The sequence below is a fragment of the Clostridium sp. UBA7791 genome (assembly GCF_002480755.1).
In the GTDB taxonomy this organism is placed as follows: Bacteria; Bacillota; Clostridia; order Clostridiales; family Clostridiaceae; genus Clostridium_J; species Clostridium_J sulfidigenes.
On the sequence record NZ_DLCT01000005.1, the window covers coordinates 530106 to 543091 of the forward strand.

The window sequence follows — 12986 nt, forward strand, 5'->3', positions numbered from 1 at the left end:
TAAAGAGGGAATTCTAATGAAGATATTATTTTTAACTCAGTATTGTCCTCCAGAAGTAGGAGCTCCTCAGAATAGGATTTTTGAGTTTGCCAAACAATTAAAGAAATTTGGTCATGAGGTTACGATATTGACTGCTATGCCGAACTATCCAAGAGGAGAAATATTTGAAGAATATAGGGGCAAGAAGATAGTTAAAGAAACTATTGATGGAATAGATATAGTACGAACAGGAATTTATGCTACTAAAAGTAAGGATTTTGTAAAGAGACTTAGAAATTATTTATCATTTACTTGGAGTAGTGTATTTAGTGGAGCAAAACATATAGAAGAGCAAGATGTGATAATAACAGAATCACCGCCATTATTTCTGGGATGGTCAGGATATGTTTTATCAAAGATGAAAAAGGCTAAATTTGTATTTAATGTATCTGATTTATGGCCAGAGTCGGCAGTAAAATTAGGTGTTCTACATAATAAAGCTATGATTAAAGCATCTACATGGTTAGAAGAATTTTGTTATAGAAAAGCGGCAGCAGTTACCGGGCAAACCAAGGGCATTGTTGATAACATAGTTTCTAGAGGATTTGACAAGAACAAAGTTCATATTATAACAAATGGTGTTGATACAGAATTTTTTAAAAAGGAAAATAAATCTGAAGAGTTTAGAGAAAGTATAGGAATAGAAGATAAATTTGCAGTTGTTTATGCAGGTATTCATGGAATTGCTCAAGGACTTGAAGTGTTAGTTGATGCAGCTGAAATTATAAAAGAAGAAAAAGAGATACAAATTGTATTTATAGGAGAAGGCCCAGAAAAGCCAATGCTTATGAATAGAGTTAAAGAAAAGAAACTTGAAAATGTTACTTTTTTACCTATGCAGCATAAGAAAGATATGCCTAAGATTATAGCTTCAATGGATGCAACTGTAGTACCACTAAAAAAATTAGACATATTTAAAGGTGCACTACCATCAAAGATGTTTGAAAACTTAGCTTCAGAAATACCTATTGTATTAGCTGTTGAAGGTGAGGCAGAAAATTTAATTAATAGTGCTAAAGCTGGAATTGTAGTTGAACCTGAAAATTCTAAGGAAATTGCAGAAGCCATTTTAAGACTATACAAAGATAAAGAACTGAGAGAAAAACTTGGGGAAAATGGGAGAGAATATGCTATAAGAAACTTTTCTCGAGAAGCAATTGCGAGAAAGTTAGAAAATATATTACTAGAGTTAAAGTAAGGAGGCATTAATATGGTTAGAAAAAGAGAAACTTTTTTACCTTATTCAGTACCACTACTTGAGGATGATGACATAAATGAAGTAGTAGATACATTAAAATCAGGATGGGTAGCTAAGGGTCCTAGAACTATTGAATTTGAGAAGAGATTCGCAGAATATACAGGTGCAAAATATGCTATCGCTATGAATTCAGCTACTGCTGCATTACATATTGCTTTAATAGCAGGAGGAGTTAAACCGGGAGATGAAGTTATAACAACTCCAATTACTTTTGCAGCTACTGTTAATACTATAATTCACGTAGGTGCGACACCTGTATTTGTAGATGTAGATCCGAATACATTTTGCATTGATGCAAATAAAATAGAAGAGAAGATAACAGATAAAACTAAAGCGATAGTTCCGGTGCATTATACAGGCCATGCTTGTGATATGGACAAAATAAGAGCTATTGCTGAGAAGTACAATCTTTTTGTATCTGAGGATGCAGCACATGCCATCGATACTTACTATAAAGGTGATTTAATAGGGAAAAAAGGCGATTGTGCATCTTTCAGTTTCTATGCAACTAAGAATATATGTACAGGTGAAGGCGGAATGCTTACAACTAATAGAGAAGATATAGCTGAAAAAGCAAGAGTTATATCAACTCATGGGATGAGTAAAGCTGCGTGGAATAGATATGGCAAAGGTGGGTCATGGAGATATGATATAGAATATCCGGGGCATAAGTACAATATGTTTGATATTCAAGCAGCTTTAGCTAAAACTCAAATGAATAAGTTAGAGTTTATGCAAGATAGAAGAAAAGAAATAGTGAAAAAATATGAAGAAGCATTTTCTCATCTTGATGGAATAAAACTTCCACCAGAGGCAGAGTATACTACTCATTCATGGCACCTTTATGTAGTAAGATTAGACCTTGATAAGCTTACAATAGACAGGGATAAATTTATAGAGCTTATGGCAGAAGCTAATATTGGAACTAGTGTTCATTTTATACCTGTACATTTAATGAGTTATTATAGAGAGAATTATGGCTATAAAGAAGGTGACTTCCCGGTAGCTGAAAGTTACTTTGATACTATACTTTCATTACCATTGTATCCAAAGATGAATGATGATGATGTTGAAGATGTTATTAATGCAGTTACTAATATAATAAAAGAAAATCATAAATAATATCTTACTATATTATGCTAAAGACTTAGTTCTTTTAAAGTAGAATTAAGTCTTTTACTTTATGATTTATATAAATATAACAATTAATTAAATTGTATGAAATATAGGCTTTAGCATTAAAAATATATGATATTAATTCATGCATGATAAATACAAATTAATAAATTCATAATAATTAAAAAATATTTTTTTTGTAAAATAAATGATATAATAGTCTTATGTTCGTACAAGGAGGAAATATTTTGGAGAACAATATAGTAATAGATAAAAAAGAAAAAATAGAAAATAAAAAAATGCAATTTTTTTTAAAAAGAGTTTTTGATATGATACTATCGATTATAGGAATATTATTATTATCACCCATATATTTAATTATTGCTATAGCAATAAAACTAGATAGTAAGGGGCCAGTATTATTTAAGCAAGTTAGAGTAGGAAAAGATAGAAAAAATTTTACCATATATAAATTTAGAACTATGGTGATATCAGCTGAAAGCAAGAGAGAATTGCAAATAGATCCAACTAATATGGATAACTTTGTATTTCAGAGTAAGAGTGATAATAGAATAACAAAAGTAGGTAGTTTTCTGAGAAACACAAGTCTTGATGAAATACCACAATTATTTAATGTTTTATTTGGTCATATGAGCTTGGTTGGACCAAGACCTGAAATACCGGAAGTTGTAAAATATTATCCGGAGAACTATTATCAAAGATTATTAGTTTTACCTGGAATTACAGGTTTAGCACAAGTAAGTGGAAGAGGAGAAATTGAATTAGGAAAAACTATATATTATGATTTAACTTATATAAGCAACTTTTCTATATGGTATGATATTAAGATTTTATTGACTACTATTTTTAAGGTATTTAAACGAGAAGGAGCTTTTTAGTAAACAGCAATATTATTTAATAAAACAAATTGACTGTTATATAGAGTGGATTAGTTTGGTATATTCCTTTCATGAGTATTTAAAAAAGTTTAAATATCATGAGTCATAGGGGAGGAAAAATTATGGACAAGAGTAGCAATAAAATTAAGGGGATTTTTTATATTGCAGTAGCATCTATAGCCTTTGGATTAATGCCAATTTTAGCTAAGTTAGCATATAGTGGTGGAGCAAATCCTATAAGCACTTTAGCACTCAGGTTTACTTTTGCGTCAATAATACTTTTATTATACATAAGGAGTAGGAATATTTCACTTAAATTAAATAGATGTCAAATAAGAATTATATTATTTTTAGGTGTAGTGGGATATTCAATGACATCAATTTTATTATTTGTATCGTACCAATATATTGATGTAGGGATAGCTGGTATGATACTTCATACGTATCCGTTAATGGTTATGGTTTTATCTGTATTATTTAATAAAGAAAGATTCAATCCGAAAAAATTTTTATATTTGATTATAACAATTATTGGTATATTTATTATGCTAGATGTAAAAGTTCAAAAGGTAAGTAATGTTGGAGTAATATTAGTTCTATCATCAGCTCTATGTTATGCTATTTATGTAATCGGTGCATCAAATGAAAATATTAAAGGATTAAATAATTTTGTTATAACATTCTATATATCTTTAATTTCAGCAATAGTTGGAGGATGTATAGGAGTTATAACTGATAGTTTTAATAGTGTTATAAATTTTTATGGAATTATATCCATATTATTGATTGCATTTATATCTACCGTTGTTGCATTAATGGCATTTCTAAAAGGAGTAAAACTTATAGGAGCAACAAATGCTGCTATTTTTAGTGCTTTAGAACCTATAGTATCTTTAGTTTTAGGGGTTATTGTTTTAGGAGAACCCATATCATTTAAAATAATCATTGGAAGTTTTATAATAATAGTAATCATGGTTAAATTGGCAAAAGATACCGTAAAAAAATAAAATTTACTTTATGAAATGGATTATGTCACTTAAAGATAGTTATTTATATTGATAATATGTGATGAAAAATGGAAATTAATCTTATATATAAGTTATAATGATATAGTAAGGTATATTGATAAATATAATAAAGGAGTTTTATATGAATGTATTAATATTACCAGCCTGGTATCCTAATAAAAAAGATTATGTTGGAGGTATTTTTATAAAAGAACAGGTTAAAGCTCTTAGAAGTATTGGCATTAATCCAATAGTATATTATCCTTTTGATGAGGAAATTTTACCCAATAATCTAAGTTTGAGCATAGAAGATAAAGTTAAGATATATAGAGCTAATACGGATTATATGAGAAATAGCAAACTGTCTAAGTTTAATAGCTTCAAAAATGCAATTAGATATTTAAAAAAAATAATTAAAGATAATAGTATCGATTTAATTCATGCTCATGTTGGCTATCCAGCAGGAGTCATAGCTTATTTGAATTGTTTTACAAATACGAGTAAACCTTATATTCTAACTGAGCATAGATCTAATACAAGAGAATTTGCAGATAGATTTTATAATATAGTTCTTAAACAAGTATATAAGAATGCAAAAAAAGTTATAACTGTTAGTGAATTTTTAAAAAAAGAACTTGAATGTTTAGGATATGTTTTTAATGGGAAGGTCATAGGAAATGTAGTAGATATTTCTAAAGATAGAGTTGCAAATAATCCTATAAAGGATAAGGTTACTATACTCTTTATTGGAAGTATGGAATCTAATGAAGTTAAAGGAATAAAATATCTAATTCCTGCATTGGAGCGATTCATTAAAAATACACATCTTAAAATTGAAGTTTTATTTATAGGTGAGGGTACATATAAAGAAAATTATGAAAATCTTGCTCAAAATTTTGGAATACAGAATAATTGTACTTTTATTGGAAAAATCCCAAATGGAAAAGTTGGTTATTATATAAAAAAAAGTAACTTTTTAATATCTTCTAGTATAAAAGAAACTTTTGGGGCAGTGTTAATTGAGAGCATGAGCTATGGAAGACCCGTTCTTGCAACTAAGTGTGGTGGGCCTGAAGAATTTGTAAATGAAACAAATGGTATTTTAGTTGAAAAAGAAAATGTGGATGCATTGTATAACGGATTAAATATGATGGTAAGTAAATATTCACAATTTTCTAGTGAAACTATTCGAAGATATGTGGAAGACAACTTTTCTTTAAAGGTGGTAGGAGAAAAATTAAAAAAAGAATATGATGATATAGTAAAGTCTATAAAATAAGCATAAGATATAATAACTGTTGTATTATAATGATTTAATTATCATAATACAACAGTTATTGTTTTGTTAAATCATTATTAAATTAATAGAACAAAGAATAACTAATTCTTTAGTAAGTTAAAATGATAATACATTAAAAATATTCATAATATTCAGACGTAATAATTAAAAGGTTATTTTGATTTTATAAAGAATAGTAATTATATAGGAAAGTATATTGTAAAGGGGAGATATTAATGAATAAAGTAATAATCAATGGAAATGACTTAAGACTTGAAGATATAGTAAATGTGGCTAGAAATAATTATCAAGTTGAGCTTAGTGAAGAAGCCATAAAAAGAGTAGAAAAATCTAGAGGAATTGTAGATAAAATTGTTGAAGAAGATAGAATAGTCTACGGAATAACTACAGGGTTTGGAAAATTTTCTGATGTATCTATATCAGGTGAAGATTGCAAAACTCTTCAAAGAAATTTAATTATATCTCATGCTTGTGGCTTTGGAAACAGCCTTGATACAGATATAGTGAGAACAATAATTTTGCTTAGAGCTAATGCTTTATCCAAAGGATATTCAGGAATAAGATTATCAACACTACAAACCTTGGTGGCTATGCTAAATAAGGGAGTTCATCCAGTAATACCAGAGAAAGGGTCTTTAGGAGCATCCGGTGATTTAGCACCATTATCTCATATGGTATTACCAATGTTAGGAGAAGGAGAAGCTGAGTATCAGGGTAAAATAATAAGTGGTAGAGAAGCTATGAATAAAGCTGGTATAGAAGTAGTTCAATTAATAGCTAAAGAAGGTCTTGCATTAATTAACGGTACTCAAGTTATGACTGCTGTTGGAGCTTTGGCTTTATGGGATGGAATAAACTTAATTAAGAGTGGCGATATAGCTGCTGCATTAACAGTAGAAGCACTAAGAGGAATAAGAGATGCGTTTGATTTAAGAACTCATAACATACGTCCTCATGAAGGGCAAATTGAAACAGCAAAGAACATATTAGCTTTAGTAGATGGAAGTTCTCTTGTGACATCTCAAGGGGAAATTAGAGTACAGGATGCATATACTTTAAGATGTATACCACAAATTCATGGAGCTTCTAAGGATGCATTAAATTATGCAAAACATAAAGTAGAAATAGAGATTAATTCAGTAACAGATAATCCAATAGTAACAGAGGAAGGAGACGTTATTTCAGGAGGAAACTTCCATGGTCAACCTATGGCATTAACTTTTGACTTCTTAGGTATAGCTATGAGTGAAATTGCCAATGTATCTGAAAGAAGACTTGAAAGATTAATTAACTATCAATTAAATGATCTTCCAGCTTTTCTTGTTAAACATGGTGGCCTAAATTCTGGATTTATGATAACTCAATATGCAGCAGCAGCTTTAGTTTCTGAAAATAAAATCCTTGCTCATCCTGCTAGTGTTGATTCAATACCTTCTTCTGCAAACCAAGAAGATCATGTTAGCATGGGTACAATAGCAGCTAGAAAGGCAAGGGATATAATAAGAAATGCAGAGAGAGTCGTAGCTACTGAAATTTTAGCTGCATGTCAAGCTATCGATTTTAGAGAGGATTATACTTTAGGTAAAGGAACTAAGGTTGCCTATGAATCAGTTAGAAACGTAGTTAACTTTATAGAAAATGATGTAGTTATGTATAAAGAGATAGATAAGGTTACAGATCTTCTTCGTAGTGGAGAACTAGCTAATAAAGTTGAAGAAGTAGTTAAGGTTAATTATTAATGCAACCCTAAAGACTTTAAAGAATTAGTATATTATAATTTAAAAATAAAAAGTGATACCAATATCTATAAATACAGGTATTGGTATCAACTACAAATAAATAGGAGGAGTTAATTATGGCAAGAATAGTAGAATGTATACCTAACTTTAGTGAAGGTAGAGACAAGGAAAAAATTGAAGCTATAGTAAATGTATTTAGAGGAGTAGAGGGAGTAAAGTTACTAGACTATTCTAGTGATGCAGACCATAATAGATCTGTTGTTACTGTGGTAGGAGAACCAGAAGCTCTAGAGAAAGCGATAATAAATATGGCAGAAAAGGTTTATGAAAATATAGATATGAGTGCTCATACAGGAGCTCATCCAAGAATGGGTGCTCTAGATGTAGTTCCATTTGTACCTATCGATGGAATTACCATGGAAGAGTGCGTAGAAATAGCTAATAGAGTTGGTAAAGTAATTGCAGAAAGATTTAATATTCCAGTATATTTATATGAAAAAGCTGCTACAGCTTCACATAGAGAAAATTTAGCAACGGTAAGAAAAGGTCAATATGAAGGCTTCTTTGAAAAAATAAAAGAAGATAAATGGGCACCAGACTATGGTCCAAAAGAAGTTAATGTTAAGGGTGGATGCGTTGCTATTGCTGCAAGACAACCTTTAGTAGCCTTCAATGTAAATTTAGGAACAGACAATTTACAAATAGCAGATACTATTGCTAAGACAGTTAGACATTTAGGTGGTGGATTAAGATTTGCAAAGGCTATGGGAGTAATGCTTGAAGATAGAAATATAGCACAAGTATCTATGAACTTAGTAAACTATGAAAAAACAGCAGTATACAGAGCTTTTGAAATGGTTAAGATGGAAGCAAAACGCTATGGAGTACCAGTAGTTGGTAGTGAAGTTATAGGACTTGTACCAATGGCTGCTTTAATCAATAGTGCTGAGTACTATCTTCAAATAGAGAATTTCTCCATGGATCAAATACTAGAAAGAAGAATAAGCGAATAAAATAGCTTAGGAGTTGAAAGACATGTCTATATTAATTAGGAATATTGATTGCTTGGTTACCTGTGAAGGTAGCCATAGAAAAAAAGGCAAGGAAATGAATGATGCCAATATCATAGAAAATGGTTTTGTATTTATAGAAGACGATATAATATCTGCTGTAGGAAAAGATGAGGAATATAAATCCTATATAGATGAAGATACCATAATTATTAGTGGTAAAGGCAAAACAGTTACACCGGGACTTGTAGATCCCCATACTCATTTAGTTTATAGTGGAAGTCGTGAAAATGAATTACCTCTAAAATTAAATAAGGTAGGATATATTGAAATCCTAAATATGGGTGGAGGAATATTAAGTACCGTAGAAAACACTAGAAAAGCATCTCTAGATGAATTAGTAGCAGAAGCTAAAAGTAGACTTAATATAATGTTAAATCACGGTACAACTACTGTAGAGAGTAAATCAGGCTATGGTTTAGACTTAGAGACCGAGAAAAAAATATTAGAAGTAAATAAAAGATTAGATAAGACTCATCCAATAGATGTGGTATCTACTTTTATGGGAGCCCATGCTATTCCTAAGGAATATAAAGGTGATAGAGAAGGTTTTATAAAACTTATAATGGAAGAAATGATACCAGGTATAGCAAAAGAAAATTTAGCAGAATTTATAGATTGCTTCTGTGAAGAAGGAGTATTCACTACTGAGGAATGTAGAAAAATCCTTGAAAAGGGTAGAGAATATGGAATGAAACTCAAGCTTCATGGTGATGAAGTTGAATCTGTTAAGGGAGCAGAGCTTGCAGGAGAGTTGAAATGTATTTCAGCAGAGCATTTAATAGCAGCTTCGGATGAAGGAATAAAGGCTTTAAGTGAAAATGATGTGGTAGCGGTATTATTACCATCTACAGCTTTCTATTTAATGCTTGGTAAGTTTGCAAGAGCAAGAGATATGATCGATAATAACGTGGCCGTTGCACTTGCTACAGATTGTAACCCAGGAACATCTCCTACTGAATCCATGCAAAATGTTATGACCTTTGCATGTTTCGGAATGAGAATGCTTCCTAATGAGATAATCAATGCTATGACTATAAATGCAGCTTGTGCTATTAATAGAGAAAAATCTGTAGGTTCTATAGAAAAAGGTAAAAAGGCCGATATAGCTATATTTAATAGCAAAAACTTAAATTATCTAGTTTATCACTTTGGAATAAATTCTATAGACAAGGTAATAAAAAATGGTAAGATAGTTGTAGATAGAGAAAAAAATAAGTAATTACAGGAGGAATATTTATGTTAGATACAAAAACTGTGAGAGAGTTTATTGGAGAATTAGGTTCAAATTCACCAGCTCCAGGTGGTGGAAGTGTAGCAGCTCTTTGTGCATCATTATCTAGTGCATTATCATCAATGGTTTTTAACTTAACTGTAGGCAAAAAAGCTTATGAAGCATTAAATGAGGAAGAAAAAGCATTAGTAAATAAATATTTAGAAGTATCAGGAAGAGAAAAGGATGAATTCTTAGACCTTATGAATGAAGATACAGAAGCTTTCAATGAACTTATGGCTGCATTTAAAATGCCTAAGGATACTGATGAAGAAAAAGCTGCTAGAAGTAGTAAAATACAATTAGGGTATAAGGCAGCAACACAAGTACCATTAAAAGTAGCAAGAAGATCCTATGAAATTTATGAAGGAATTCTTGTATGCGTTAAATATGGTAATAAAAACGCTATTTCTGATGGTGGTGTAGCAGCATTATTGGCTCAAAGTGCTATAGAAGGAGCAATTTTAAATGTAAAAATAAATCTTTCTTCTATAAAGGATGAAGCTTATACAGAGGAAATTAGAAGTAAATTAAAAAAATTAAGTGAAGATGGTATGAAAAAGCAAAAAGAGATATTAGCTATTGTAAATCAACATATGTAGCTTAAGATAATTACAAACACTATATAAAAGAGAATGTCTCAGGGAAGAATATCCATTGAGTGCATTCTCTTTTTTAATAAGATTATATTTATAAATATAGTTATAAATATGAAGAACTCACTAAATAATTTTTAAATTAATAAGATACAGAGAAGCGATACCACTAATTTTTATTACGCTAAGTTGCTAAGTTTTAAATCAATATTATTTGTGCAAATATGAAAATTATGCTTAAATGTAAAATAATGAAGGCGATGAATGTAAAAATATGTTGACAAGTAAATATTTTTGTATTAAATTTCTCAAATAAATTTTGGAAAAAACTGTAACGGATTAACAATATAGTGTATAATTAGTGTATGTTCTAAATGTAAAAATTTATGAATATAATATAGGTTGGAGGGAAGCGTATGTTACTTAGGTTTGAACCATTAGATGACAAAATCGTAGTTACACTTCAAGGAGAACTTGATCATCACAGTGCAGAAGAAGTTAGAACTAGGATTGATGATATTTTAGATAAAGATGGATATAAGGCTTTAATTTTCAATTTTTCTGGTGTGAATTTTATGGATAGTTCAGGAATTGGAGCAGTAATAGGAAGATATAAGAAGATGTCCTTAAGGGGTGGCAAGGTGTGCTTAACAAATGTTACACCTACAGTTAAGAGAATATTTGAACTTTCAGGTATGTTTAAAATAATTTCAATGTATGAAAATGTTGAAGAAGCACTAAGGAACATTTAGTGGGAGGAATTAATGATATGGAAAATAAAATCAAAGTTGAATTTAGTAGTTTATCTAAAAATGAAAGCTTTGCAAGAGTTGTAATAGCAGCTTTTGCTGCGCAGTTAGATCCTACATTAGACGAGCTTAGTGATATAAAAACTGCAGTATCAGAAGCAGTTACCAATGCAATTATTCATGGCTATGGCAATGAAAGTGAAGGTAACTTTGTAAAATTAGAGGCTACAATTATTGAGAATGAGTTTACAGTAAAAGTAATAGATAATGGTGCGGGAATAGATAATGTAGATATGGCAATGCAACCTCTATATACATCTAGACCTGACCTAGAGAGATCAGGAATGGGCTTCACAGTTATGGAAACTTTTATGGATAGCCTAATAGTAGAATCTGTAAAGGGTGAGGGAACAACTGTAACAATGAAAAAAGCTTTCAACACTGTAAGATAGGTGAAAAATATGAGTGAGAAAATTCATAGAAATAATAACTATAATTATGACGATAATAAGGAACTTATAAAACGGGCTAAAGAAGGAGATAATGAAGCTTTAGAATATTTAACAGAAATGAATTTACCTTTAGTTTCTTCTATAAGCAAAAAGTTTTTAAATAGAGGCTATGAGTACGATGATATATTTCAAATAGGATGCATAGGCCTAGTGAAAGCTATAAATAACTTTGATGAGAACTTTAATGTAAAATTTTCTACATATGCTGTTCCAATGATTATAGGAGAAATAAAAAGATTTTTAAGAGATGATGGAATGATAAAGGTAAGTAGAAGCATTAAAAATACGGCTAGAAAGTTACACTATGATAAGGATGCATTAACCAAAGAACTCGGAAGAGAACCCACCATTGAAGAATTATCAGATTATTCAAAAGTAGATAAAGAAGATATAATCACTGCACTAGAATCTGCTAGTAGCATGCAATACTTATATGACACTATTCATCAAGATGACGGAGCTCCAGTATTACTTATAGATAAGCTTAGTGAGGATTATGAAGAAGATAATGAGGTAATTGATAAGCTAGCATTGAAGGAAGCCTTAAATAAATTGGATGTTAAATCAAGGCAAATTATAATACTTAGATATTTTAAAGATAAAACTCAAATTCAAGTAGCTAAGATGATGGGCATAAGTCAAGTACAAGTTTCTAGAATTGAAAAAAAAGTTCTAAAAATTATGAGAGATAGGCTATCTGGGTAAACAGAGTTCTTAGCTTCTTCGAAGGTTAGAAATCGTTATCCAGGGACGTAGCAGCTCTTTACTACCAATTTGAAAAAGATGGGAGTATTAGAGCTGATAGTCATCGGGTAAACAGAGTTCTTAGCTTCTTCTAAGGTTAAAAAAATCATAAGTTTTTAATTTGTAAATTTGAAAAAGATGCGTAAGCATCTTTTTTTGTTTAAATTTTAGTAAAATGCAGATACTATCATTAATACTTTTACAATTTTGATGTTAGGAGGATAATAATGAAAGTAAAAGAAACTAAAATAAAAGCTAAGTTTCAAAATGTATATGAAAGTTCCAAACCTAAACCTACTATATTTAAGAATTCTTTCAGAGCCTTTTGGACTGGTGGATTAATATGTGTAGTTGGAGAGATTATTTTTAAAACATTGATTTATTTAGGTCAAGATAAATTACAAGCTACTGCATGGGAAACAGTTATTATGATATTTCTAGGAGCCCTTTTAACAGGGATAGGTATATATGACAGAATTGGAGATTATGCAGGAGCTGGATCGGTAGTCCCAATAACAGGCTTTGCAAACTCTATTGTATCACCAGCCATAGAATTTAAAAAAGAAGGATATGTGTTTGGAGTTGCATCAAAGATGTTTACTATAGCAGGACCAGTGCTTGTTTATAGCATTAGTGCCTCTGTTATACTTGGAATATTATATTATATTTTTAGGTGGTAATAAT

13 protein-coding genes are annotated in these 12986 nt (G+C 30.3%); all 13 read left to right on the forward strand.

The window, feature by feature from the left end; all coding sequences use genetic code 11:
• The first annotated feature begins 16 nt into the window (after positions 1 to 16).
• Entirely contained in the window at positions 17 to 1237 is a 1221-nt protein-coding gene (locus B3Z56_RS07925; RefSeq protein WP_346848623.1) for a glycosyltransferase family 4 protein, read from the forward strand.
• 12 nt (positions 1238 to 1249) lie between these two features.
• The gene (locus B3Z56_RS07930; RefSeq protein WP_346848624.1) at positions 1250 to 2419 is read left to right on the forward strand and encodes a DegT/DnrJ/EryC1/StrS aminotransferase family protein; all 1170 of its coding nucleotides are present in this window, start codon (positions 1250 to 1252) and stop codon (positions 2417 to 2419) included.
• A gap of 218 nt (positions 2420 to 2637) precedes the next feature.
• Positions 2638 to 3312 (forward strand): sugar transferase, encoded by a 675-nt coding sequence (locus B3Z56_RS07935; RefSeq protein WP_414632888.1) that lies wholly within the window; start codon positions 2638 to 2640, stop codon positions 3310 to 3312.
• Between the two features lie 122 nt (positions 3313 to 3434).
• Positions 3435 to 4319: a DMT family transporter gene (locus tag B3Z56_RS07940; protein WP_346848625.1), complete on the forward strand. Its 885-nt coding sequence runs from the start codon at positions 3435 to 3437 to the stop codon at positions 4317 to 4319.
• A gap of 142 nt (positions 4320 to 4461) precedes the next feature.
• A complete protein-coding gene (locus B3Z56_RS07945) occupies positions 4462 to 5598 on the forward strand; it encodes a glycosyltransferase (protein WP_346848626.1) in 1137 nt (378 codons plus the stop codon).
• A gap of 236 nt (positions 5599 to 5834) precedes the next feature.
• Positions 5835 to 7358, forward strand: coding sequence for a histidine ammonia-lyase (gene hutH / locus B3Z56_RS07950; protein ID WP_346878553.1), 1524 nt, complete (start codon positions 5835 to 5837; stop codon positions 7356 to 7358).
• A gap of 116 nt (positions 7359 to 7474) precedes the next feature.
• The gene (gene ftcD / locus B3Z56_RS07955; RefSeq protein ID WP_035134405.1) at positions 7475 to 8371 is read left to right on the forward strand and encodes a glutamate formimidoyltransferase; all 897 of its coding nucleotides are present in this window, start codon (positions 7475 to 7477) and stop codon (positions 8369 to 8371) included.
• A 22-nt stretch (positions 8372 to 8393) separates the two neighbouring features.
• Positions 8394 to 9650, forward strand: coding sequence for an imidazolonepropionase (hutI, locus tag B3Z56_RS07960; RefSeq protein ID WP_346848629.1), 1257 nt, complete (start codon positions 8394 to 8396; stop codon positions 9648 to 9650).
• 17 nt (positions 9651 to 9667) lie between these two features.
• Positions 9668 to 10303: a cyclodeaminase/cyclohydrolase family protein gene (locus B3Z56_RS07965; protein ID WP_346878554.1), complete on the forward strand. Its 636-nt coding sequence runs from the start codon at positions 9668 to 9670 to the stop codon at positions 10301 to 10303.
• A 410-nt stretch (positions 10304 to 10713) separates the two neighbouring features.
• Complete coding sequence (spoIIAA, locus tag B3Z56_RS07970) at positions 10714 to 11049, forward strand: anti-sigma F factor antagonist (protein ID WP_035134409.1); 336 nt, start codon at positions 10714 to 10716, stop codon at positions 11047 to 11049.
• Positions 11050 to 11066: 17 nt separating this feature from the next.
• Positions 11067 to 11498: an anti-sigma F factor gene (spoIIAB, locus tag B3Z56_RS07975; protein WP_035134411.1), complete on the forward strand. Its 432-nt coding sequence runs from the start codon at positions 11067 to 11069 to the stop codon at positions 11496 to 11498.
• Between the two features lie 9 nt (positions 11499 to 11507).
• Positions 11508 to 12263, forward strand: coding sequence for an RNA polymerase sporulation sigma factor SigF (gene sigF, locus B3Z56_RS07980; protein WP_035134413.1), 756 nt, complete (start codon positions 11508 to 11510; stop codon positions 12261 to 12263).
• A gap of 266 nt (positions 12264 to 12529) precedes the next feature.
• Positions 12530 to 12982: a stage V sporulation protein AC gene (spoVAC, locus tag B3Z56_RS07985; protein WP_346848631.1), complete on the forward strand. Its 453-nt coding sequence runs from the start codon at positions 12530 to 12532 to the stop codon at positions 12980 to 12982.
• The last annotated feature ends 4 nt before the right edge of the window (positions 12983 to 12986 follow it).